This window comes from [Scytonema hofmanni] UTEX 2349, assembly GCF_000582685.1.
Taxonomy (GTDB): Bacteria; Cyanobacteriota; Cyanobacteriia; order Cyanobacteriales; family Nostocaceae; genus Hassallia; species Hassallia hofmanni.
The window spans coordinates 1390865-1415199 of sequence record NZ_KK073768.1 but is presented as its reverse complement, the minus strand read 5'-3'; the positions used below and the strand labels follow the sequence as shown (position 1 = coordinate 1415199).

The following is a 24335-nucleotide window of genomic DNA, read 5'->3' as shown; positions in this document are numbered from 1 at the left end:
GGTAGAACAAGTGCGAAAAAATCAACTGCTTTACATCTTATTTGCACTTAGCTTATTAAGCATTTTAGGCTTTTCTTACGTCTCGGAATTCTCAGAGCGATCGCCAATCACTAGTTGCCGTGAATGGGGGTTTTTTTCCTCAAAAAGCGAAAAATACTACACTCATCCAGAGAAAATTGTAATAAAGCCTTGGAATGGTCCGCATAATGTTTACGGTCTATTTATGATTCCGAATGGATATCGCAATGACTTTTTGTTTACAGTGACAATAGATAAAACTGAAGTTAATTGCGGAGTCTTTAAATATGTTGACACGAACTTAGCTGAAAGCATAAATGCCAAACCAGGATATTATCTGATCAAAGGATTTTTGAACACGCGGGTTGCTCTTCAATTAATTATCCAAGGTAAAGGAGATCAATTAAAACAGCCACAAAATTGGAAAGTGGGTTACGTCAATAAAGAATAATGGGATTTGTTGGTGGATGGTGGTTAGTTGTGAAGAAATATCAATTAACAACTAACAACTAACAACCAACAACTAACAACTAACAAATTATACCAATATCCCAGCAATACAAGCGGTGATAAAACCTGCAAGCAATCCGCCAATCATTGAGCTTACACCCATACGCGCTAAATCGTGCTGGCGGTTTGGTGCCATCCCGGTAATTCCACCGATGGTAATGCCGATTGAGCCGATATTCGCAAAATTACACAGCGCGTAAGTGGCAATAATTGCTCCTCGCTGGGAAATTTTGCCCTCTTTAATCAGTTTCCCCAAATCTACGTAAGCAATAAACTCATTCAAAATCGTCTTTTTACCTAACAACGCTCCTACTTGTCCGCAATCAGCTAAAGGCACGCCCATCAACCACGCCAATGGTGCCATAATAAAAGACAATATCCACTCTAATGACAACTGCGGTAAATTAACAAGCACTCCCAACCATCCCAGCAGGGCATTTACAGCGGCTAACAATCCTAAAAAGGCAATAATCATCACCCCGACATTAACGGCTAATTTCACACCGTCAAGCGCTCCGGTAGTGGCAGCATCAATGACATTGACGTAATTGGTTTTCACATCCATCTTTACTTTACCCGCCGTATCGGATACTTCCGTTTCTGGATAAAGCAGTTTTGCTACCACAAGGGCAGTGGGAGCAGTCATAAAGAATGCGGCAATTAAGTGTTCTGGTGGGATACCAAACGATAAATAAGCACCTAGTACTCCACCGGCAATTGTGGCAAAACCACCTGTCATTACCGCGAACAATTCTGATTGTGTCATTGTTGCCACAAAGGGTTTAACTATCAGCGGTGATTCAGTGGGTCCCAAAAAGATATTACCAGCAGTCGATAAAGATTCAGCCCCTGATGTTTTCATTGTCTTCATCATCACCCACGCCAGCCCATTCACCACCCACTGCAAAATTCCGTAATGGTATAATACACTGATGAAGGCAGAGAAAAAGATGATTGTCGGTAGCACTTGAAAGGCAAATAAATGATCTTTAAATTTTTCTCCAAAGACGAATTTTGCACCTTCATCAGAGAATGCTAAAAAATTACTTACCACATCGCCGAGAGATTTAAACACAGCTAAACCACCGGGAGTTTTCAAAATCAACAGTGCAAATGTAAATTCTAACCCCAACCCCCAAGCGATAGTTTGCCAACGTATAGCGCGACGGTTGTTAGATAAAGCGTAGGATATGGCAATGAAAACTAATACACCCAATGCGGAAATGGCTCGTTCCATGTATACTCCCAAGGCAATTAAGATATTGAAGCAGCTTAAGAATTATCTCGTATCATGTACGCTTAATTAACATTAATAAAAACATTCCAATCGTCGTAAAGACGTTCCAGCGGAACGTCTCTACAATTGTCGTAAAGACGTTCCGGCGGAACGTCTCTACAATAATATATGTGATTTGTCGGATATGAGATGATTTAACTTAAACCCATCACTGTGCGATAATGCGTTTCTATTTGCGCGACGGTTTGCGATTTGCGTGTTGTCTGCCACTGACTGTGATTGAATAATTCTTGCCGCAAGTTATCAACATCAATAGTTGTTACTTTACCATCAGCGACGATTTGCTTGCCATTTACCCAGACGCTATTTACAACGTTGGTAGGACGACCTAAAACTAATAAACCAATTGGATCGGTACGCGGCAAAAGTGATAAACTGGTGAGGTCATACATTACTAAATCGGCTTTTTTGCCAACAGCAAGGGAACCAATTTCATCTGCGATATTAAGTCCTTTTGCACCACCATTAGAAGCCATTTCTACAGCTTGACGGGGTGTAATCCAGTGTTGATAATCAAAGTCGGTGACGTTGTGCAGTATTGAACCCATTTTGATGGTTTCGAGTAAGTCTTGGGAGTCGTTGCTAGATGAACCATCACAGCCAAAGGTGACGTTTACCCCAGCTTGAAGATATTTTAATATGGGAGCAATGCCACTACCTAAACGCAAATTGCTTAAGGGGTTGTGAACGACTGTAGATTTTGTTTCTGCAAGGATGGTGATGTCAGCTTCAGTTAAGTGTACGCAATGTGCCAAAGAAGTGCGATCGCCTAAATATCCAATTCGTTTCAGATGTTCAACAGCACTGCAACCGTATTTTTCTTGAGCGAGTTTTTCTTGCGCTTTGGTTTCGAGTAAGTGCGAGTGACGGCAAAGATTGTATTTTTCGCTTAATTCAATACAGCCAGTAAATAAAGCATCAGAACACAATTGTATCCCTGTGGGTGCTGTAACAATATATATACCCTCATCTGGGCGATGAAATTGCTTTACCGCTTGAGAGATAATTTCCAATGTTGCCTGGGTTGAGCGAAAATAAGGCTCATGAGTCTGTTCTGATTCTCCAGATGGTATCCCCGCAGTCAAAGATTCATCTTGAATTAACGGTGCGACAAAAGCGCGAATTCCTACTTCTTTGTAAGCACGAACCGCTGTGGCAATGGTTTCTAACTCTTTCCCCGGAATTAGTATCAGATGATCTACTATAGTTGTACCACCCGAAAGTAAAGTTTCTACAGCTGTACCCAACGCGCTGAGGTACACTTTCTCGATATCTAGCGGTGCAAAGTCGTAAAGTTCCGCCAACCATAATTCTAGGGGAAACACTGACATAATTCCCCGCTGCCACATTTCCGAAGAGTGGGTGTGGGCGTTAACGAAACCGGGTAGTAGCAGTTTATTTTTACCATCAATTGCCATCGCTGTTCCATCTATCCCAGGAGAGATTGCAGCGATCGCATTATCTACAACCTGCACATCTACGGTATCGTAACCGTTTTCAACCGGAATTAAAACATTTATTATTGTCAAGTCCACAATATTTAACCTTAATTAAGTAATTTCACCTTCAAAATAAATTCAAGATACAATATCGAGTGAAGGAATTTATGAATTTGCCTTTTCGGACACTGGGAGTTGCACCAAATGCTTGGATGGTGAATGATGCGATCGCAGATATCACTCGTCCTCCCGTAACCCCACAAAGAGTTATCTTAGCAACAGAAACTAAACAACTGCGCCTTGACTTGGCAAAAACCGCCATCGTCATCATTGATATGCAAAACGACTTTTGCCACCCTGATGGTTGGTTATCACATATTGGCGTGGATGTCAATCCAGCACGTCAGCCCATCGAACCTTTGAAAAACTTACTTCCAGAACTTCGTTCTGCTGGAGTTCCCGTAATTTGGGTAAATTGGGCTAATCGTCCCGACTTACTCAATATTAGCGCTGCTACGCTTCACGTTTACAACCCCACAGGCGAAGGCGTGGGATTAGGCGATCCCCTACCTACTAACGGTGCTAAAGTATTAATGGCAGGTAGTTGGGCAGCTGCGGTGGTCGATGAACTCGAACAACTACCCGAAGATATTACCGTAGATAAATACCGCATGAGTGGCTTTTGGGATACCCCTTTAGATAGTATTTTGCGGAACCTGGGAAGGACGACACTGTTTTTTGCTGGTGTCAACGCTGACCAATGTGTAATGACCACGCTATGCGATGCCAACTTCTTAGGATATGACTGCGTGCTAGTCAAAGACTGCACTGCGACAACTTCTCCTGAGTATTGTTGGTTGGCAACCCTATACAACGTCAAAGAATGCTTCGGCTTTGTAACTGACTCTCAAGCGATTTTAAAAGTGTTGAAGTAGATATTTTAAGAGGGGGAAGGGGGAAGGGGGAAAGGGAAAAGGAAAAGAATTATTAACAATGCCCAATGCCCAATGCCCAATGCCCATTAACAACCATCGACAACTTATGAGGAAGTAAATTAAATGTACGCTACTCGTTGTGTAATTCCTGTTGTCAAGTCTCCTAAAGATTTCCAAACCTATCGCATTAGTCCCAATGACACAAATCGGTTAGCAATCATCTTTGATTCGGCAAATGCTAACGCTTCCATAACTTGTTGTGTAGAAATTTTTGATATTAATGGGAAAACACCGCCCAATCGCCATCAATGGGCATTAGAAATATTTTTTGTCCTCAAAGGTGAGGGTCTTGCTGTTTGTGATGGAAAGTCTGTAAAAATTAAAGCCGGAGATAGTTTGTTAGTTCCACCCACAGGCACGCATTTAATTCAAAATACAGGTTCAAGTCGCTTGTATACGCTGACAATTATGGTTCCTAATGAAGATTTTTCCGAATTAATTAGAAGTGGTATACCAGTAGAATTAGATGAAGAAGATATGACAGTACTTGGAAGATTAGATTCTTTGATGCCTTATTGAAAAGACAAAAAAATTGGATTTAAATTAGAACCCTCGCATCTGGAGACGTAGCAATGCTACGTCTGTGTCCAAGTGTCCCTAGTAGAGCATGGCGGAAATAAACCAACCATTCTCAATCGCTAAAAAGTTTACTCCATATTACTTTTGACTTTTGACTTTTGACTTTTGACTTCCGCCTTGCGGTACTAGTACCCTGTTTGCAACTGGGGTTGCAGTGGGCGATCGCTTTGGATAATAATTCCTGGGTAATCCCAATTTACGGTTGATGTATTCTGCCACAACACCCAACGACTGCCGTTAGGAAGTCCGGCGATCGCTGGATTTGGAGTCAGCCAAATTAAAGGCGAGCTACTAGGAACTTTTGTGATATTATCTTCCCCTGGATGAGTTGCCGCTAAAGTTTCCAAAACCATCGTTTCACCTTTAACTAAATCTGTGGCTGCTGTCCACAGTTGCACTTGCATCTGTTGCCTTTGTGCGTAAAAATACAGCGATGCTGCGGCAATCACTGCTTTCTCAAAGTTGTCTTCTTCCCAGGTTGCAGCACTATCTAAGGCAATAATAATATCTTGTCCGTTTGTAACTTTTTCTAATTCCCGTACCCGTAAATCGCCGTAGCGGGCGCTGCTGCGCCAGTGGATGAGACGAATGGGGTCGCCTGTGCGGTAGGGACGAAGCGATCGCGTTAATCCGGCTGTGGCTGTTTGAAAAGGTTTCCCACGAGGATCGCTTGTTATGCTATCATCTTGCCCAATTTCGTCTATCAAAGGGCAATTGGTCAGGGGTAACACAGTCGGGTAAACGATCGCTTTTGCGGCACATTCATGCTGACGCCGACACCAAAACAATCCTAAAGGCGCACCTGTGGCTAGTTCGACTGTCTGCCACCGATAAACACCCCGGCGCACAGTTGGGTGATTGCATACCCATTTATAACTATTTTGGCTTTGAATCGTTTCGATTGGCTGCTGTACTGGTTTGCCCAAAACAATCGGCAAGATATCCTCGACTTGCAGCAAGTTAATAGGTTGTTTTGTGTTATTGCGGATTTCTAATTCTACCGTGAGTTCATCGCCTGCGGAAACTGGGTTGATAAAACGACGTTTGACAACTAAACCGACAAGCGATCGCTGTGGTAAAAAAGCCGCAACAATTAACAGGGCAAAACTGACCCCGCTAATAACATATAACCAACCAGCCATCGTATTTACACCAGCCCCAAAAAAACAAATTGCAATTCCTGCTAGTACCCAACCGCTGTGTGTAGGGGCACAAGCGCGGATTTCTAGCCAGTTGATGAAGGGTTTAATGATTTTCATAGTTTCCTTTTTAACCCAACACCACCTGAAATTCACAGTATTTCAAGCATGGGGTATCAAAAAGGGTGATAAAGGCGATCTACTTTTGAAAATACCTGTTGGAAAGAGCGATCGCGCATTTTGGTGGATTGTATCTATAAATTTCTAATTGTATATGATTAAATTATGGAATGTAGGTAGAAGGTAAAAATATGACAATTACTACCAACTTAAAACAACTATATGAAAGCGATGACAATTTATGGTTAGAAGAAACTATTGAATTATTAAAACAAAAACAGTTTAACCAACTTGATTTAGAAAATTTAATTGAGGAATTAATCAGTTTGGGGAAAAGAGATTTAGCTAAAGCAAAAAGTCTTTTAAGGCAAATTATTATTCATATATTATTACTCCAATATTGGCAGGTGGAATATGAAAGAAACTATCGTCATTGGATTGGAGAAATTAAAACCTTTAGATATGACTTAAATAATCATTTAACGACGAATTTAATAAACAAGTTACAGGATGATTTAGAGAATATTTATCAAAGTGCGGTTGATTTTGTGAAAATTAAAACCGATTTAACTATTTTTCTAGAAAAATGCCCTTACACTCTTGCACAATTATTAGATAATAATTATTTACCTTAAAGATATCAGTCTGATCTGATTTTTATGAAATCAAAGCAGCATTGGGAGGCGATGTCTACGACGGGCTACGCCTACGCACTGTAAATCTATGCTGCTGGCGATCGCAATATCACGAATAGTCATGATAATTGCCCTTTCAGTACTAAAGGAATAACGAATAATGTCAATTTTTCCGCTGTAACCAAGCAAAAATTTCATCGACAGAGAGTGTCAAATTCAAATCTTCTAACACTGGTAATATATCTTTTCCTGCTAACAAATCTGGTAAACAATTAGGCTGATAAACTAAAATAGAGCGCTCACTTGGGTCAATCAACCATCCTAGCTGAGTGCCATTTCTCAAACAGTGTAAAATATTGCCAGTTACTTTAGTTTGACTTTGAGCTGGGGAAAGAATTTCTATTACCCAGTCGGGTGCAAAATCAATACCACTGCTGATAATTTCACCGCTTTCATCCAGCGGTAGTTGATTGGTGGAAATAACAACCACATCAGGAACTACTGAACGATTACCGCAGGTACAGCGCAATTCCGGAAAAGCTTCGTAGTGACTGCCCAACGCATCAATTACTGCAACTAGACGTTTTTGCAATAAGCTGTGTTTACCTCCTCCCATAGGTTTCTGAATTGCCTCTGCGTTAATATATTCCCAAGCTGGTGACTCCTCAATATATGGAAGTTTTAAGAACTCCTCTAGAGTTGTAATTTTTCCTTGCGTCAACCCAAAATTTTTCATAATTAGGTTTTTAATTTACATTCAGTTACAAGCTTTCATTGGGTCATCTGTTGAAACGACTGGTATTTTGAGATCAAGATTGTTCTGGTCTTCCCTTTTTAGTATAGGCTGAAGCCTTAACTAGTCTTGAGCGATCGCTTTCTACTGATCACTACTCAACTGCCCTTCAAGCTTACGTCGTATATCATAAGAGAATTTAGCCTTTCTACCCGAATCTATGCTTAATCTTGATTACACCAATCTTGTCCAAATTATCCAGCCTTATAAGATTCTAGGACGTGAAGAAGCTAGTGCGTTCTTAAGTTGGTTTTTAGTGAATATCTACAGATTAGACAGTATTGAAGTTCAGAATATAGTTTGTGACGGACGTGGAGATAAGGGTATTGATGGAATTTATATTAATGAGAATGAAGAATGTATAGATATTTTTCAATCCAAAACCGTTCAAAATTCTAATAAAACTTTGGGAGACACGCAGCTTAAGGAATTTGTAGGAAGCTTGAAGCAGCTAGAAACGGCTGAAGGCATAGATTCGATGATTTCAACAACTGGAAATACTCAACTTAAAAATTTGCTCATAGAGTACAGAGATATTTTTATCTCTTCAAGATATACAATTCATGGCATTTTTGTGACTAATGCAAACAAGGATTCAAATGCTGAAAGTTTTCTTCAAGCGACCTCACAAACACTTAAGTTGGAGGTATGGGATAAGTCTTTAATTTCTCAGATGTATGTGCAAAGCGAGAAAGCAATTCCAGCAACATCCGAGATTGCCTTTGATGTTTTTGGCTTTGACTATACTGAGTATAATGTTGCCAATACTGCAAAAGTAGTAATTGCTCCAGTGTCGGCAGTGGATTTGGTACAGATGGAAGGCATTGAAAATCAGCAACTTTTCGATTTGAACTTGAGGAAAGGTTTAGGAAAGACAAAGGTTAACAAAGATATTACTAAAAGCATCTCTGAACCTTCAGAACATATTAACTTTCTACTTTACCATAATGGAATAACTATTATTTGCGACAGCCTTGATACGTCAGAGGAAGATAAAGTAAAGATACAGGGATACTCAGTAGTTAATGGTTGTCAAACAGTATCTAGCCTTTATGAAAATAGAGGTAAAGTATCCAAGGATCTAAGAATATTGACTCGAATTATTCAAGTAAATTCTACACAGTCAAGTCTTATATCTAGAATTACTCATAACAGCAATAATCAAAATGGTATCCAAGCGCGAGATTTTCGGTCAAACACACAAACCCAAGTCAGACTTCAACAAGAAATTGATCAAAAATATCCAGACTATTTCTATGAAATTAAGCGCGGAGATACGCCTGGTCAACGTATAGCTATAGAAAATACACTTGCTGGGCAGATCCTACTTGCATTTGACTTGAAGCGACCTTCAGATGTTCAAAGATATAGTAAGATTTTTGATGATTTACACCATGAGATTTTTGCTCGACCAGAAGTAACTGGAGGAAGAATTGTAGTTTTATTTGATTTATATAAAGAAATAGAACAAGAATTGGTAAAAATTGAACCTCCACTATTTGGTGGTTATCAAATAACTAAGTTTTTTCTTCTTTACCTTCTTTCAGAGGTTTTATCAGAAGATGAAGTTGGAAAAGCTTTTTGCAAAAAGCCTGAAAATTTTTACAAAAATCCTAGCGAGAAGGCAAATCTTCTTAAATGTATCCACATCATTATGGGAGATATAGTTATCGATCTCAATGCAGAATTTAAGGAAGCAGGTGCGGAAAACTTTGACTTTAAAGGAACTTTCAAAGCTCCAAATCTTCTACGTAGTCTTCTAGCAAACAAAGTAATTACTTCTCATAAAAAACTCATTGCGCGTGACCGTGTTGATTCATTTTCTAAGTTATGGAATAAATTAGTGAATCAGAACAGCTAAAAAACATAACTTAGCAGGGCTTGACTCTAGTAATCGCACCTCAATCAAAGGCTTACAGCTACTTGATCGTCATATTCCATAGATAGTAAAACAAAAAGCCCGCTGATGCGGGCTTTCTAAATCAATCAAGTAACTAAACTTAGCGTTTCGCCAACTTCTTCGACATCTTCCGCAGACGAATCGATTGGGGTGTAACTTCCACTAATTCATCGGGTCCGATGTACTCTAAAGCACGTTCAAGACTCATGTCAACTGGTGCTTGCAACTGCACTAATTCGTCACCGCCGGCAGCGCGGTGGTTGGTAAGTTGCTTTGTTTTACAGATGTTTAATTCCAAGTCTTGGGGACGATTGTTTTCTCCGACAATCATGCCTCTGTAAACTTTGGTACCGGGAGTGATAAAAAATGCTCCTCTATCTTCGGCATTCTTCATGGCGTAGAAGGTAGAAACGCCTTCTTCAAAGGAGATTAAAACGCCTTTGTTGCGTGCCTCAATATCGCCACTGAGTTGACGGTAGTCTAGGAAACTGTGGTTCATGATGCCTTCACCACGAGTCATCCGCATGAATTCACCCCGGAAACCAATCAAACCACGGGCAGGAATGACAAATTCTAACTGACTCCGGTCATTTCCACCAGGTTGCATATCTTGCATTTCGCCTTTGCGTTGTCCTAATCGTTCGATACAGCTACCAACTGCATCTACGGGAATGTCCAGTACTAGGAGTTCGTAAGGTTCGCAAGGATGACCGTTGACTTCGCGGTAAATTACTTGTGGCTGGGATACTTGAAATTCAAAACCTTCACGACGCATGGTTTCGATTAAGATGCCCAGGTGAAGTTCACCACGACCGGAAACTAGGAATTTATCAGGGGAATCTGTTTCTTCGACACGCAAAGCAACGTTAGTTTCTAATTCGCGGAATAGGCGATCGCGTATTTGTCGAGATGTCACCAATTTTCCTTCTTGACCAGCAAAAGGCGAATCATTCACCCAAAAGGTCATTTGCAAAGTTGGTTCATCCACCTTAATTAGTGGCAATGCTTGCGGATCGTTCGGGTCAGTAATCGTTTCCCCAATATAAGCATCAGCGAAACCAGCCACCGCGACTATATAACCTGCGGTTGCTTCTTCCATGTCTACCCGCTTCAGCCCTTCAAAGCCCATCAACTTGGTAATTTTACCCTTGACAATAGTGCCATCTTCTGTAATTAAAGCGGCTTGCTGACCTTGGCGGATGGTACCATTGTGAATTCTGCCAATGACAATCCGTCCCAGATATTCTGAATAATCTAGGGTTGTGACTTGCAATTGTAAAGGCTTGGCAGGATCTCCGACTGGTGGTGGAACATGTTGCAGAATCGCATTAAATAAAGGTTGCATGTCTACCGATTCTGCTTCCAAACTTTCCTTGGCGAAACCTGCCATACCGGAAGCAAACAGATAGGTAAAATCACACTGGTCTTCATCTGCCCCTAATTCCAAGAACAGATCCAATACTTTATCAACAGCAACGTGGGGGTCAGTTTGACCACGATCAATTTTGTTGATCACAACGATGGGACGAAGACCTTTTTCCAAAGCTTTTTTGAGTACGAAGCGCGTTTGGGGCATAGGACCTTCGTTGGCATCGACAATCAAAAGACACCCGTCAACCATACCGAGTACGCGTTCGACTTCACCACCAAAGTCAGCGTGTCCCGGAGTGTCAACAATGTTGATCAGCGTGCCTTTGTACTGTACCGCTGTATTTTTAGAAAGAATAGTGATACCTCGCTCTCTTTCGAGAGCGTTAGAGTCCATAACGCAATCCGGAACGTCTTCGCCTTCGCGGAAAATGCCGGATTGTTTGAGGAGTGCATCAACGAGGGTTGTTTTGCCGTGATCTACGTGGGCAATGATGGCGACGTTACGGATTGGGAGCGTCATAAAAGAGGGAGTTCTGTGAACTATAGAGGAAATTTTTCAGACTTACTTGTAATAAATACTGATCTGAACTAACAGAATTAGGAATTTTATGCAAATTCTGTAAAGAACCTTTAACAATTCTAGCTTAAACGTCACAATTGCGCCGCTTTTTTGCAACGAAACGCCATGAAGCAATTTAAAATTTAATTTTGGGTTGAAGTCAAGTTTGTGCTTTCTTTCTGGCGGTTATGTGTATTTATTGTTACTTTAAAATACGTTCTAAAATTAGTTAATCTTGTCTGTGAAGCGGTTAGAATGCCAAGCTGATTATGAAACAGGCACAAGTGTTTGTTTAACTTGGAGATAATCACTCCGTAAGGACTCTATATGTGTTGGAGAAAGAGCAAATTTGATTAAGCGTATCAATTGCCCCCAAGTGTGAAGTTGAGCAACAGAAACAGCTTGCATGAATTTCTGCTGATAGAATTTAAACCAAAAACCGGGTGCTTTTTTCGTTTCACTTTTCTTCCATCGCTTGCGCCAACAGAGAAAATCTTGAGTTTTTGGCGCTTCGGCTTCTATAATCGGTGGGAAGTCGGCGTAACTGACAAACCGTGTCTTTCCTTGGGCTATTACCAGAATTACATGCCGCCACAAGCGAATATCTTTGATTTGCTCGACTTTGATATTTAAGAGTAAGGCGATCGCCTCTGGGGTGACAAATCTTGCTAATGGATTAATTGGCTCTGATTCAGACTGCGGTGTTATCATCATAGTAGAACTCCTTATTGGGTTAGTAAAACTCCTTATTGGGTTTTTCGGTTTATAGGCGATCGCACTTGGAATGCGAAACCCGGGCGATCGCTTTGAAGCATTAAAAATATTAAAGACTAGAGTTAGCCTTTTGTCAAGCATGGGCGTAGTAAGATTAAGAATTAAAGAATTTGCTGACAAAGAAGGCTGGACGATTAAGGAACTTTCCGAGCGCTCAGGGGTGCCATACAGTACGATTAAAACTTATGCACGCCTTCCGGAAAGGGCAACTGTTGACCTTACTGCCTTAAAAAAGTTGGCTCAGACGTTTAATGTTTTGTTGGAAGACTTGTTTGAAGTAGTTGAAGAGTAGAAAGAAAAATGTAGTTGTAGTGGTGCGTAGATGCGATCGCAGCTACTTTTCAGACTTGTGCCATAATTGACACCAATATTTTGGCATTGTCAGTAATGGTTTGGGAATCAGGAAATCAGTTGCAGAGCGGTAAATACACAATTGATAAAGAATTAGGTGAAGGTGGCTTTGGTATAACTTATCGCGCTACAGATAATAATAAGCACTACGTTGCGATCAAGACTTTAAATGATACTGTGCAACGTCGTCCAGATTTTGCTAAATTTCAGCAAGATTTTTTGAATGAAGCAATAAAATTAGCAAAATGCACTCATCCCCATATCGTGCGGATTGATGAAGTCATCCAAGAGGGTGCGTTGTGGTGCATGGTGATGGAATATATTGATGGGGAAGATTTAGCAAATCTAGTTGAGAATCAAGGTGCTTTATCTGAAGTACAAGCATTACGCTACATTCAGCAGATTGGTGAAGCGCTAATTGTAGTTCATAATAACGGCTTCTTGCATAGAGATATCAAACCACAAAATATCATGTTGCGTTCTGGTAATTCGCAAGCTGTTTTAATTGACTTTGGCATTGCGCGGGATTTTACCCAGAATTTGACAAAGACGCATACGCAAATGTTAGCGGATGGTTTTGCACCAATTGAGCAATATGACAAAAGAGCAAAAAGAGGTGCTTATAGTGATGTTTATGCTTTAGCGGCAACTTTGTATGCAATTTTAACAGGAGAAGTACCAACAATGTCTCCAGTTAGGGCTATTGGTACACCGTTGGTGGAACCAAAAGAGATTAATTCTAGTATTAGTGAAAAGGTGAATCAAGCGATTATTAAAGGAATGGAAATAAAGCCAGAAAATCGCCCTCAGTCGATAGAGGAGTGGTTATCACTTTTAAACGTTCAAAATACTAATGTTAATCTACCTGCTGTCAACATAGTTAGTTCTCAAGAAATCGAGAAAGCTATTAATGCATTTTATGCTCATGTAGACTACAACAGTTCAAATGCGGGATTACTCATTCATCATAGAGAACATCCTAAAGATTCAACCTTACACTATCACATAACTATATCTGATACCCACTGCTTTAACTTTGGCGCAAACGGATTTGCGGTGTTTCCAATTCCACGCAAGGCTAAGAAAGCAAGACATATAAAATTACTACCTAGGAAAGATGTTCTTGATAGATGTTTAATTGCTTATCAGCTTTTTGAAGACTGGGATTATGGCGTTTTGGGATGGAATTGCGAACATTTCGCGAGACTGGTAACAAGTGGTGAAGCTATATCCTTACTTAATTTCGCATCTCAAAGACCCAAGTTATGCTGGTGGTTATATTGAGGCTATTTTAGAGGAAGAAGATCCAGAACCGGAACTGTTGAAAATGGCACTCAGCAATGTTGCTGAAGCGCTTGGTGAACAAAGTATGACACCAGAACAAGCAAAAGTGCATTTAGAAAAACTAGACGAATTGCTATCACAAACCGGCAGCGAGGCAATTTATAATTTGGGAACTTGGTTAAATGCTTTGGGATTAAAACTAACTGTTGCTGTTGCCCAAAAAGTACAGGATAGCAACACAGATTCTGTAAATAACTCGGAAATAACCGTTTAGGAACTATAAGATTTGCAGCGATTTTTAACAATTAAGAGCGTTGATGCGATCGCGCAGCGACTCTGCAAGAGTATCGCACCTTGCCTGTAAAATAAAATAATGGAAGCACAACCAAGAGATATTCAGCGTTATGTGACGCAAGAAGGTAAAGTTCCTTTTGCTGAATGGTTTGATTCGCTGCGAGATACCAATGCTAAAGCTAAAATTATATCTAGGCTGAACCGAGTCACTGCTGGAAATTTAGGAGACTATCGTTCAGTAGGTGAAGGAGTTTGTGAATTAAGAATTAAATATGGTTCCGGTTATCGCATCTATTTTGGATTCCGAGGACTTACAATTGTGCTTCTGCTATGTGGTGGAGATAAAAGTACCCAAGAGCAAGATATTCAGAAGGCTAAGGAATATTGGGCAAATTATGAAAGAAGTGAAAATGCCAACTAGTGATAGTTACTATAACTACTTAATTGAATCTCTTAGAAAAGAACCTGAATTAGCAGCTGCTTACATAACAGCGACATTAGAGGAAGAAGATCCAGAACCGGAACTGTTGAAAATGGCACTCAGCCATGTTGCTGAAGCGCTTGGTGAACAGAATATGACACCAGAACAAGCAAAACTGCATTTAGAAAAACTAGACGAATTGCTATCACAACGCGGCAGCGAGGCAATTTATAATTTGGGAACTTGGTTGAATGCTTTGGGATTAAAACTAACGGTTACTGTTGTTCAAAAAGCAGAGGATAGCAACACAGATTCTGTAAATAATTCGGAAATAACCGTTTAGAATCTATAAGATTTGCAGCGATTTTTAACAATTAAGAGCGTTGATGCTAAAGCGCAGCGACTCTGCAAGAGTATCGCACCTTACTTGTAAAATAAAATAAATGCCAACTCCGGGTGTTTCGCACCCGGAGAGTCGTCTGGGCACCCACGACAAAACCTCAGTTCAAATTAAAAATTCTCTGTTTTAGAATAAAATAACAGAGTTTTATACTCGTGTGATTTTTTAATTTTACCTGCTTCTACAAATGATTCGACAATAGATTTAGCTGTACCCCATGCAAAGGAACCCGTATAGAAAACAATATGTCCTCCGGGATTAAGTTTATCTAAAAATAGCTGAACTAGCGATTCATCATTTTGATGCACCAAAGGGGCATTTTCAGGTATATAGAATTCACTTAAATGGAAAAGCGTCACAATATCAAACATTGGTAAATTTCTTGTCGTTAATGTGTATATATCTCCAAAAAGAACTTTATAAAACTTGCTCAGAGAACTATCTTTAATAACCAATTTTATATATGACTGCTGTTCTAAAGCTGAAGCTGTAATTCCCATAATTTCATTTGGTTCAGTCAGCTTTTGATTTTCTAAGCCGATAAGATGATGTTCTCCTGTACCAAAATGGAAGATATTTTTACCATTAATTTTTGATTCTTGAATGTATTCAACAAAGTATAGATCGCACGGACAACGCTTTGGATCGTAACGCCATGTAGATGTTTCTTGAAAAAATCCGATTCCCAAATTATTAAGAACTACCGGGCGCTTTAGTCCAATGGCATATAATAATTTTATGGGTAAATAATTCTCTACAAAAAATTTAATTTTTTGTTTTATGGTTCCTGTACTCATAATTAACTACCTCAAAAAATATCAACTACAAGAATAATTGAAGACCTTACATTTATTTATTTTAATTGCGTAAATATTTGTGAAATAAATCATCTAAATTTTGTTTATGCTAGAAAATACGAACTTGACAAATGGGTTATTATATGTGTAAAGAGAATTTGGTTGTTACAAGCTTTTGATAATTACCGTGATTGCATGGCGTAGGCGTAGCCCAACCAAGGCATCGCACTCAAAAGCATGGAAAAATCAGGTTTGAATGCCCCATACCTCATATTTGCTAAGTAGTCAGATAGAATTAATTACACAACGTCCCCTTGACTTCCTTTCAGGACTTACGCACGGACTACGTATTTCCGTCATTGCGACGCAAGGAAGCAATCTCAAAGTCTTGTTTTCTGGTAACGAGTGCGTAAGTCCTACCTTTTTTACAATAACTTTTTTAAAGGCAATGTAAAACCCGGTACAACATCTTCACCACTTAAAGTTGCCGTTGCTGGATATTGAGTAATTGAGTTATCAATTCGATAAACAAAAGCTTGCTGATTATGACGGTCAATTAACCATCCCAAACGCACACCATTGGCAATATATTCTGCCATTTTTGCCTTCAGTTTTTCCAAGCTGTCATTTTTAGAACGAATTTCAATGACAAAATCAGGTGCTAAGAAGATGAAGGCATCGCAGCCCTTTTACATGATGCCATAGAAGACCAAGGTGGAGCGGCGACAAGAGAAGAAATTCGCCGTCGTTTTGGAGACAATGTAACAGCAATTGTCGATGGTTGCACTGACTCTGACACTATACCTAAACTACCTTGGCGACAACGCAAAGAAGCATATATTGCTCATATTCCTACAGCATCGCCATCGGTGTTACTTGTTTCCGGAGCCGATAAACTCTACAATGCTCAATCAATTCGCAAAGATTATCGCATGTTGGGCGAATCAGTTTGGGAACGCTTCAAAGGTGGCAAAGAAGGCACTCTTTGGTATTATAGATCCCTTGTAGATGCTTTCCACAAAACTGGATCGATCCCAATGATTGAAGAATTAGAACGGGTGGTTTCAGAAATAGAAGTTTTGGCTGGTTGCAGATAGTCAACACCCTAGAAGGGTGTAGGGTGAAATAGCCCATTACTCTGGTGGGTGAGGAATAGTAATTGAACCAAATTCAGTTGGCTTGCCGTTTTTAATCGCATCGAAAGTACCTTTAATAGTACCTGCGATCGGCACAGCAACAAGTGTCCCCAACAACCCAGCAATTTCAAATCCCATCAAAATAGAAACGAAAATCCAAATAGGATTAAGTCCGATAACATCGCCGAGTAATTTGGGCGCTATCAAGTTATCTTTAATCTGTTGCAACAAAACTGCTGCTATTGCGACTTGAATTGCTAACCACCAACTTTGCAGCAACACTAAAATTACCACCAAACCGATACCAAGAGACGCACCAATAAAAGGAATTAGTTCCGAGATGCCAATAAGTATGGCAAATAACAAAGCAAACGGCACTTTGAGAATCAAGAAAATCGGGGTGAGACAAATTATCATGAACAGCGCTAGCAAAAGTTGGCTGAGGAAAAAGTTGTGAAAATTGAGACGCAAAGATGTAATTAAGGGAACTCGAATGTTAGCGGGTAAGAGATTAACCGTACCAGACCAAACGCGATCGCCATACAAAAGCATGTAAAATGCTAGTACGACTATTAACACTATATTCAGTAATCCTGATAGCAGCGTCCCAGCCACGCCTACAGCACTAGAGGCTAGTTGTTGTACCACGTTCTGAATACTGGCATTGATTTGATTGCTCACAACCGTCAAATCTAATGGTAAACGCCGCTTTCTCGCCAAAATCTCAAACTGTTGTAGGTTTTCTTGACTAGCGCTTAACAAACCAGGAATCTTATTTAAAAGTTGAAGGGTTTGATCAACTACTATCGGCACTAAAGTGACACCCAAAATCACAAACAGCGTTAAAGCTATCAGCAAAACTATAATCACTGCCTGAGTGCGCGTAATTCGAGCGCGTTCAAAAAACTTAACTGGATAATTCAGTAAAAAAGCAAGAATCGCGGCAACGATTAAAATGGTAATTGGATGCTGAAATAACCGATAAAACTGAGATACCAGCCAAATATTCAGAGCGATAATCGGACCGCTCAGACCATAGAATAACAGACTTTTAACGGAGGCTGAACGGCGCATATTGGCTGGGGACTCTTTACTGGGCAAGATAGGAATAGCTTATCTGGTGCTGATGAATATGATAGATATTTTTAACAAAGGTGTGTAAGCCTAGCTCATAAAAAGGAAGCAAATCATCATGGACAAAACTATAGCTGATCTTCGCAAAGACTATACTTTAGAGGGTCTAAGCGTCTCGGAAGTTGATTTTAATCCTTTTAAACAGTTTAAAAAATGGTTTAATCAGGCGCTAGATGCCCAACTTATTGAACCAAATGCGATGACTATTGCCACTGCTACACCAGAGGGCAATCCGTCAGCAAGAATAGTATTATTGAAAGATTTTGATGAGCGGGGTTTTGTTTTTTATACTAACTATAATAGTCAAAAAGGACAAGAATTAGCCGAAAATCCCCACGCATCTCTTGTTTTTTGGTGGGCGGAACTAGAGCGCCAAGTCCGTATTTATGGACGGATTGAGAAGGTTTCTGAGTACGAGTCAGATGAGTATTTTCACATACGCCCATTAAATAGCCGTTTGGGTGCGTGGGTATCTAATCAAAGCGAGGTGATAGAAAATAGAGAAGTTCTTGAGCAACGCTTGCAAGAACTTCAGGTAAAATATGAAAATCAAGATGTGCCGCGACCGCAGCATTGGGGAGGGATGCGAGTGATCCCCACAAAAATTGAGTTTTGGCAAGGGCGCCCCAGTCGCCTGCACGATCGCTTGCTTTATACTTGCTTGGATGATAAAAGTTGGAAAATAGAGCGTTTGTCGCCTTAATTATTTTCGTCTAGTCAAGGTGGTATTGCACCTATTAGACATGTCCGGTAGATTACATATGATGAGACGTAGCATTGCTACGTCTCTACAAAGATTTCGGATTTTTTTATTAATGTCAATTAAACGGTCTTAATATCAGACACGCGAAAGTGAAAATGAATGTAGAGACGTTACATGTAACGTCTCTTGGGTTTCGGGTAACGCATCATCAGTTTTGAATTTTGTCATCGCTCAATTTATTAATTGCCCATTACTCAATAACCAGAGAATTTCTTCTGTGTGCTGGGTAAAATTTTTACCCGTTAAACTGGGAAGTTCGGGGACTTCATTTAATTTATTCAACAGAATAAATTTCAATTCTGCATAATCTTCACAAATACCTTGTAAATCTGGATCTTTACTAGCCCATTCCCATATTGTGCGATCGCTATTTCTTACCAAAGCGTAAACTAAATAACGGCGTGCTAGTGAAAGCGCAGATTTTACCCCGGCATTAATTCGGTGAGCGATGGCATACCAAGCCGCGAGATTATATAAAAACCGAGTATTTAACTCTGATGTCTCATCCCAACCTTTGGTCAGCTTTTCTATTTCGTGTTTAGCGTCCAAAATCAAATTGACATCACCTATCATTAACCCAGCCATCGCTTTACCAATTCTAATTCTGCGCTTGACAGATTCATCTTCACATGCATTCAGTGCGCGATCGTATTGCAGTAGTGCTTGACGTTGGTAATTGAGACTTTCTTTGTCTAAAGTTTCTCCTCCAAAGCTGCTGTATGTGTCAGCTAAATTTTCATAAGGTTGAAACCACTCAGGATACAAAACTATTGCTTGCTGTAAATCTTCAATTGCCAAAGAGTAAAACAATTTGCCATTAGTCGGAGCGCTGGCTAGATTAAGAGCGCCAAAAAAGTTATAAATCTTTGCTTGATAGCGATCGCGTTTTCGTCCCAAGTAATACCAAGGCACAGCAGCCACCATTTCTCGGCGACTGAGTTCCAACGCCAACCAGCGAATAGCGGAGCCAAGGAGCTTTCTGTAGCGGTCTTTCAGTGCTTCTTCGGGTACCGAATCTTCAACTGACTCCCAAACTGTGTATAACTTAGAAGAAAGACGACCTTCAATATTAGTAATTTCAAAAGTAATTCCCAGGCGATCGTATTCTTTACCTTGGCTTTGCAAAATGCTAGTTACTTTCGTGCCTAATGTTGGAAATATCACCTTCAACATTTTCACCGCTGGATGCATTTGTTCTGGTGTGAACTCGCTAAGTGAAGTTACCAAGTCACCAAGTCGTTGGTCTGGGGTTGTTTGTGGCAACGGTAACTTATCAGGAGGGTGATAGGTTTGCGGTCCTTGGTTGATGATATGCTCTTTCACTCGTTGACGCACGCCTTTCATCTCCCCCACAAGTCTTTCTCGCGCTAATTGCGAAAGACCTGGTAACACGCAGTTCATTTCTTCAGCATCAGAGGCATTGATGAAATTGTCTATAATCAACTGAGATGAACGCTGAAAAATCATTAAGATGAGCCGATAGACGATCAAAATACTTAGTAAAACCGCCAGCACTTTCACGAAAATCTGGAAAATCCTGGTGACGTTTTTCTCCACCACTTCGAGGTCGTCTGTCCACTTGGTGACAGATATCTTTGGCTTATTAGATTGACTCGGTGTTGGTGTTGCAATCGGTGTTGGTCTGGCAATAATCTGTTGACTATATATGGATGGTCGCCGATATGCTGACAATCCATAACTAAAGACAAATAAGACGGCGAATACTAACAACAGTCGTACTTTCACAACTTTCAGTTTGGTGATATTATGTCCGCTTTCAGGTAAATTAGGTACATGCGTAAAACCCAAAACCCGCTCTGAGACGTTTTCGTGGAACGTCTCTACGTGTATTTAATCACAACGCAATCTGCTGTAATAGTCAATAGACATCGACCGAATTTAAATATGCGCTACCCACAACCCTTGTAGAGACGCGATCGGTCGCGTCTCTACATTAGACTCTTGCACTCATTCCCCTAACACCCCACCCCAGCCCCTCCCCGCTAGGGGGGAGGGGAGCGTTTGCGTAGGCAAATGCGGGGTGGGGTTCTTTTTTTGATTTATGCAAGAGGTCTCTACATTCTTTATTTAGCTGAAGAAGCAGAAAATTGAATGCTGGGGTCTGGCATAAAAGTATACCTTAGATAAAGTCCACCGACAACAAACAAAATTATGAACAAACTACCAATACCGAGGGGACTGGGAAGCCAAAAAACTATTTCGATGTGGTTTAGTTGACCGGGGATGGGTTTCCATACCAGTTTATTTTGACTTTTTTCTGGAGAAATCGCGCTTTCGGTTTGTTGAATGTTTCTTGCCCCCCAAGGAGTTTTCAAGCTAAATTCTAAATCGAGAATCGAACCTGCGGCTTCTAAAACGTTACCATTGCTGGCAATTAGAGAAAGCGATCGCAAATCCACATCGTAAATCAACCGATTCCGCACTAACAGTAAAAAATTGTTCTGAAACAAAAGTAAGTTTGACTCAATTTTTGGCAATTCTGAATCAGATGTGCCTTTAACTTCAGCTTTTTGATTAATCTTGGGATTGAAAAATTCGTTAAACTTTGTTTGTAATTCCTCACCACTACTGAAGGGAATTGTGACGATAATTTCTGATTGAGAAAGTCGCCGTACTTTGCCTTCTTCTTTGCGGGCGCGGCGTTCGATGCTATTTAACCATTCGTCTACTGAGTCACCGCTAAAACTAGTCAGCCGTTGTGCTAACTTAATATGTTGCACCAGTTCGCCGCGATTGGAGTTTTCAAAGTTTACCCCCACTTGATACTGCACGCAACCAGAAAGCAGCACAGATGCCAATAGCACAAGGCAGACAAATTTTAGCCGTGCAAAGATTTTTCCTAAAACCGATAAATTCATAACTATAAATCTCCACAAAAGTCAACTAAAGGATGAAGTTAAGACATTAGAGAAGTTTCGTCTAGCTTGAAATTGTACCGGAAGGCTTTTTTCATCCTTCATATCATGTCAGGTTTATTAATTACTTTTGTAAAGACGTTCCGGCGGAACGTCTCTAGGACGGTTGTAAAGACGTTCGGTCTGGAACGTCTCTAGGACGGTTGTAAAGACGTTCCGGCGGAACGTCTCTACGACGGTTGGGATGTTTTTATTACTGTTAATTAAACGGACATGACATCACACTTCATCCTTTTTTATAGACTCAACCAAAGCAAGCTACCCAAGATTAAACTAATGGTAATTAATGCAACCCAAATAAAGCGATTATCTTTAGTATTAACTTGGCTTAAGTCAACGAATTCTCGCTCAGTCGGCTTTTTGGGTTGGGAAGATTTTGTACTATTAGCAGCAAGACGAATTTTACTTTCATTATCAGACAGTGCGCCCAAATCGGGAATTTGAGTCATCCATTCGCTTGGTCTTTGTAGCCTTGGTGCTTTGAGAATGTAAACCAAGTTTCGGGCTTGTTTGCTGGTTTCGGAAAAAGGATGACGTTTAAGTTCTTCGCAAAGGGCGATCGCATCCTCTGTGCGTCCAGCAGCTTCATAAGCTGTTACCAGCCAGATTTGTACCTCTCCCCCTAAGCGAGAATTGCGATTCACCAGAGCGATCGCTTTTTCGAGATTTTCCACCGCTTGCCGATATTGCCCACTTTCAAAAGCAGCTTTCCCAGACTGGTAAAGATTTTTGGCAATTTCTAAACTTTCTGCACTCACGTTTTCTACACAAATCAGTAATATTTGTAATGGGGCATGGGGCATTGGGCATGGGGCATGGGGCATTGGGCATGGGGCATTGGGCATTGGGCATGGGGCATTGGGCATTGGGCATTGGGCATGGGGCATGGGGCATGGGGCATTGGGCATTGGGCATGGGGCATTGGGCATCGGGAAAAAATAACTAACTATTTGCCTCCCCTGCCTCCCCTGCCTCCCCTGCCTCCCCTGCTTCCTTGTCCCCTTGTCCCCTTGTCCCCTTCTAAGAAGTATATTGAGAACCCATCAACATTGTCCCGATACCAACGTCGGTGAAGATTTCTAGCAGTAGGGCGTGAGGAATGCGACCATCAATTATATGTGCTGCACGTACTCCTTGAGCGAGCGATCGCACGCAACAATTGACTTTCGGGATCATCCCACCACTAACTACATTAGTTGCAATCAACTTGCGGGCTTCTTGAATATCCACTTTCGGAATCAAGCTTGACGGATCTTTGTAATCTTTTAAAATACCCCGCGTATCTGTGAGCAAAATTAACTTTTCTGCCCCAAGTGCTGCGGCTATTTCTCCAGCTACTGTATCGGCGTTGATGTTGTAAGCTTGTCCTGTTTCGTCTGCCGCTACGCTAGAAACTACTGGGATATAACCATTGCTAGCGAGTGTATCCAAAATCTTGATATTCACACCGCAAACTTCCCCCACAAAGCCAATGCCTTCTTCTCCTTGGGGACGAGCTTTAATTAAGTTACCATCTTTACCACATAATCCTACCGCCAAGCCGCCAGCTTGGTTAATCAAAGCGACAATTTCTTTGTTAACTCGACCGACTAAAACCATTTCCACTACATCCATTGTGGCGGCATCGGTGACGCGCAGACCATTTTTAAATTGCGGTTCGATTCCTAGTTTATCGAGCCAACTGTTAATTTCTGGTCCCCCACCGTGGACTAAAATTGGTCGTAAGCCCACGCAGGATAAGAATACAACATCGCGGATAACTTTATCTTTGAGGGTGCTATCTTTCATCGCCGCACCGCCGTATTTGACAACAACGGTGCGTCCCGCAAATTGCTGGATGTAAGGTAATGCTTCGCTCAGTACTTGCACGCGAGTGGCTGCGTCTTCTCTAATATATTCAGTATCGTTGACTATCATGGGGCGCTGTTGACAGTAAAAACTGATCTAAATAGTTTAAATGAGTTTGGTACTTTCAACAATGTCTCTTCACTTATAGGGGGAAAGGGGGGAAGAATTGTTCGTGGATTGTAACCCAAATCCCTAAGAGACTATTCTGTGCTACGTCTCTACATCGGTTGCCTGTTTGAGAACAGTAGGAATCGCCTCAAGTACTCGTGTAGCGGTTTTCGTGGGTGTTTCTTCGTCACTGACGCTGATTCGCAGATCGGCTTGATTGTAAAGTGATTGTCGTTGTTCAAGAAGCGATCGCAGTTTTTGTTTCAAGTCAACATCTTGCAGTAATGGTCTTGTGGTATCAAGAGCTAAACGGGTGCAAAGTAATTCTACTGGCACATCCAGCCAAACAATCAAGCCGTGACGTAGGTAACTCCAGTTTTTTTGTTGGAGAATAACACCCCCACCAGTAGAGATAACTAATTTTGTAAAAGAGCAAATTTGTGCTAAGACATCGCTTTCTATTTGACGAAAACCCGCTTCACCTTCTAAAGCAAACAACTGATTAATACTTTGTTTTGTTGTTTCTTCAATTACGTTATCCGCATCCAGAAACCCGTAACGTAATTGTTTCGCAAGTTCACGCCCTACAGTAGTCTTACCGGCGCCCATCATGCCAATTAAGTACAAGTTAACTCCTTTTAACATACTCACTGTCAATTTCCTACTACTCCGAACCTACTAATACCAATTTAATATGAAGACGCATAGAAAGAACCCCACCCTAACCCTCCCCG

Annotated in this window: 26 protein-coding genes and 1 pseudogene; 12 read left to right on the top strand and 15 right to left on the bottom strand. The window is 40.8% G+C overall.

Annotation, left to right across the window (positions count from 1 at the left end; all coding sequences use genetic code 11):
- Positions 1-10 precede the first annotated feature (10 nt).
- Positions 11-469, top strand: coding sequence for a hypothetical protein (locus TOL9009_RS0111475; protein ID WP_029632929.1), 459 nt, complete (start codon positions 11-13; stop codon positions 467-469).
- Positions 470-556: 87 nt separating this feature from the next.
- Here the strand turns inward: TOL9009_RS0111475 and TOL9009_RS0111470 are convergent, their stop codons facing one another.
- Positions 557-1765, bottom strand: a complete 1209-nt coding sequence (locus tag TOL9009_RS0111470; protein ID WP_029632928.1) for a NupC/NupG family nucleoside CNT transporter — start codon at positions 1763-1765, stop codon at positions 557-559.
- A gap of 194 nt (positions 1766-1959) precedes the next feature.
- A complete protein-coding gene (locus TOL9009_RS0111465) occupies positions 1960-3360 on the bottom strand; it encodes an amidohydrolase (protein WP_029632927.1) in 1401 nt (466 codons plus the stop codon).
- Positions 3361-3431: 71 nt separating this feature from the next.
- Here TOL9009_RS0111465 and TOL9009_RS0111460 point away from each other — a divergent pair, with 71 nt between their 5' ends.
- Both TOL9009_RS0111460 and TOL9009_RS0111455 read left to right on the top strand, forming a co-directional pair.
- On the top strand, positions 3432-4199 hold the full coding sequence (locus TOL9009_RS0111460; RefSeq protein WP_029632926.1) for a cysteine hydrolase family protein: 768 nt from the start codon (positions 3432-3434) through the stop codon (positions 4197-4199).
- Between the two features lie 123 nt (positions 4200-4322).
- Positions 4323-4778 carry a cupin domain-containing protein gene (locus TOL9009_RS0111455; protein WP_029632925.1) on the top strand — a complete coding sequence of 152 codons (456 nt, stop codon included), beginning with the start codon at positions 4323-4325 and terminating at the stop codon, positions 4776-4778.
- Positions 4779-4963: 185 nt separating this feature from the next.
- On the opposite strand, the gene TOL9009_RS0111450 is transcribed toward TOL9009_RS0111455, so the two are convergent.
- Positions 4964-6097, bottom strand: a complete 1134-nt coding sequence (locus TOL9009_RS0111450; protein ID WP_029632924.1) for a DUF58 domain-containing protein — start codon at positions 6095-6097, stop codon at positions 4964-4966.
- A gap of 191 nt (positions 6098-6288) precedes the next feature.
- On the opposite strand from TOL9009_RS0111450, the gene TOL9009_RS0111440 reads away from it, so the two are divergent.
- Positions 6289-6732 carry a DUF29 domain-containing protein gene (locus TOL9009_RS0111440; protein WP_029632923.1) on the top strand — a complete coding sequence of 148 codons (444 nt, stop codon included), beginning with the start codon at positions 6289-6291 and terminating at the stop codon, positions 6730-6732.
- Between the two features lie 163 nt (positions 6733-6895).
- Here the strand turns inward: TOL9009_RS0111440 and TOL9009_RS0111435 are convergent, their stop codons facing one another.
- The gene (locus tag TOL9009_RS0111435; RefSeq protein ID WP_038296296.1) at positions 6896-7468 is read right to left on the bottom strand and encodes a Uma2 family endonuclease; all 573 of its coding nucleotides are present in this window, start codon (positions 7466-7468) and stop codon (positions 6896-6898) included.
- A gap of 217 nt (positions 7469-7685) precedes the next feature.
- On the opposite strand from TOL9009_RS0111435, the gene TOL9009_RS0111430 reads away from it, so the two are divergent.
- Positions 7686-9386 carry an AIPR family protein gene (locus TOL9009_RS0111430; RefSeq protein ID WP_029632921.1) on the top strand — a complete coding sequence of 567 codons (1701 nt, stop codon included), beginning with the start codon at positions 7686-7688 and terminating at the stop codon, positions 9384-9386.
- Positions 9387-9525: 139 nt separating this feature from the next.
- On the opposite strand, the gene typA is transcribed toward TOL9009_RS0111430, so the two are convergent.
- Positions 9526-11316: a translational GTPase TypA gene (typA, locus tag TOL9009_RS0111425; RefSeq protein WP_029632920.1), complete on the bottom strand. Its 1791-nt coding sequence runs from the start codon at positions 11314-11316 to the stop codon at positions 9526-9528.
- 306 nt (positions 11317-11622) lie between these two features.
- Entirely contained in the window at positions 11623-12069 is a 447-nt protein-coding gene (locus TOL9009_RS0111420; RefSeq protein WP_029632919.1) for a hypothetical protein, read from the bottom strand.
- A gap of 139 nt (positions 12070-12208) precedes the next feature.
- On the opposite strand from TOL9009_RS0111420, the gene TOL9009_RS0111415 reads away from it, so the two are divergent.
- From TOL9009_RS0111415 to TOL9009_RS0111395, 5 genes are all read left to right on the top strand, one after another.
- The gene (locus TOL9009_RS0111415) at positions 12209-12421 is read left to right on the top strand and encodes a helix-turn-helix domain-containing protein (RefSeq protein ID WP_029632918.1); all 213 of its coding nucleotides are present in this window, start codon (positions 12209-12211) and stop codon (positions 12419-12421) included.
- A gap of 80 nt (positions 12422-12501) precedes the next feature.
- Positions 12502-13764 (top strand): serine/threonine protein kinase, encoded by a 1263-nt coding sequence (locus tag TOL9009_RS38890; protein WP_260675880.1) that lies wholly within the window; start codon positions 12502-12504, stop codon positions 13762-13764.
- Entirely contained in the window at positions 13697-14038 is a 342-nt protein-coding gene (locus TOL9009_RS0111405) for a helix-turn-helix domain-containing transcriptional regulator (protein WP_029632917.1), read from the top strand. Before TOL9009_RS38890 ends, TOL9009_RS0111405 begins: the two co-directional genes overlap by 68 nt.
- Positions 14039-14137: 99 nt before the next feature.
- Positions 14138-14479 (top strand): type II toxin-antitoxin system RelE/ParE family toxin, encoded by a 342-nt coding sequence (locus TOL9009_RS0111400; RefSeq protein ID WP_029632916.1) that lies wholly within the window; start codon positions 14138-14140, stop codon positions 14477-14479.
- Positions 14469-14822, top strand: coding sequence for a helix-turn-helix domain-containing transcriptional regulator (locus TOL9009_RS0111395; protein ID WP_029632915.1), 354 nt, complete (start codon positions 14469-14471; stop codon positions 14820-14822). Before TOL9009_RS0111400 ends, TOL9009_RS0111395 begins: the two co-directional genes overlap by 11 nt.
- Before the next feature lie 167 nt (positions 14823-14989).
- Here the strand turns inward: TOL9009_RS0111395 and TOL9009_RS0111390 are convergent, their stop codons facing one another.
- Both TOL9009_RS0111390 and TOL9009_RS38885 read right to left on the bottom strand, forming a co-directional pair.
- Positions 14990-15676, bottom strand: a complete 687-nt coding sequence (locus TOL9009_RS0111390; protein ID WP_038296295.1) for a hypothetical protein — start codon at positions 15674-15676, stop codon at positions 14990-14992.
- 425 nt (positions 15677-16101) lie between these two features.
- Positions 16102-16347: a Uma2 family endonuclease gene (locus tag TOL9009_RS38885; protein ID WP_398344923.1), complete on the bottom strand. Its 246-nt coding sequence runs from the start codon at positions 16345-16347 to the stop codon at positions 16102-16104.
- On the opposite strand from TOL9009_RS38885, the pseudogene TOL9009_RS38880 reads away from it, so the two are divergent.
- Positions 16342-16773, top strand: a pseudogene (locus TOL9009_RS38880) (HD domain-containing protein); the annotation flags it as partial. The gene TOL9009_RS38885 and the pseudogene TOL9009_RS38880 overlap by 6 nt on opposite strands.
- A gap of 36 nt (positions 16774-16809) precedes the next feature.
- Here TOL9009_RS38880 and TOL9009_RS0111375 read toward each other — a convergent pair.
- Complete coding sequence (locus tag TOL9009_RS0111375; protein ID WP_029632913.1) at positions 16810-17886, bottom strand: AI-2E family transporter; 1077 nt, start codon at positions 17884-17886, stop codon at positions 16810-16812.
- A gap of 118 nt (positions 17887-18004) precedes the next feature.
- On the opposite strand from TOL9009_RS0111375, the gene pdxH reads away from it, so the two are divergent.
- Complete coding sequence (gene pdxH, locus TOL9009_RS0111370; RefSeq protein ID WP_029632912.1) at positions 18005-18649, top strand: pyridoxamine 5'-phosphate oxidase; 645 nt, start codon at positions 18005-18007, stop codon at positions 18647-18649.
- A 231-nt stretch (positions 18650-18880) separates the two neighbouring features.
- On the opposite strand, the gene TOL9009_RS0111365 is transcribed toward pdxH, so the two are convergent.
- The 6 genes from TOL9009_RS0111365 to TOL9009_RS0111340 form a co-directional block, all read right to left on the bottom strand.
- Positions 18881-20518 (bottom strand): hypothetical protein, encoded by a 1638-nt coding sequence (locus tag TOL9009_RS0111365; protein ID WP_242055603.1) that lies wholly within the window; start codon positions 20516-20518, stop codon positions 18881-18883.
- A 275-nt stretch (positions 20519-20793) separates the two neighbouring features.
- Positions 20794-21588 carry a DUF3153 domain-containing protein gene (locus tag TOL9009_RS0111360; protein ID WP_029632910.1) on the bottom strand — a complete coding sequence of 265 codons (795 nt, stop codon included), beginning with the start codon at positions 21586-21588 and terminating at the stop codon, positions 20794-20796.
- Between the two features lie 293 nt (positions 21589-21881).
- Entirely contained in the window at positions 21882-22403 is a 522-nt protein-coding gene (locus TOL9009_RS0111355; protein ID WP_029632909.1) for a tetratricopeptide repeat protein, read from the bottom strand.
- Between the two features lie 14 nt (positions 22404-22417).
- Positions 22418-22567, bottom strand: coding sequence for a hypothetical protein (locus TOL9009_RS47185; protein ID WP_186227536.1), 150 nt, complete (start codon positions 22565-22567; stop codon positions 22418-22420).
- A 98-nt stretch (positions 22568-22665) separates the two neighbouring features.
- On the bottom strand, positions 22666-23562 hold the full coding sequence (gene argB, locus TOL9009_RS0111345) for an acetylglutamate kinase (protein ID WP_029632908.1): 897 nt from the start codon (positions 23560-23562) through the stop codon (positions 22666-22668).
- A gap of 141 nt (positions 23563-23703) precedes the next feature.
- Positions 23704-24246 carry a shikimate kinase gene (locus TOL9009_RS0111340; RefSeq protein WP_038296294.1) on the bottom strand — a complete coding sequence of 181 codons (543 nt, stop codon included), beginning with the start codon at positions 24244-24246 and terminating at the stop codon, positions 23704-23706.
- Positions 24247-24335 lie beyond the last annotated feature (89 nt).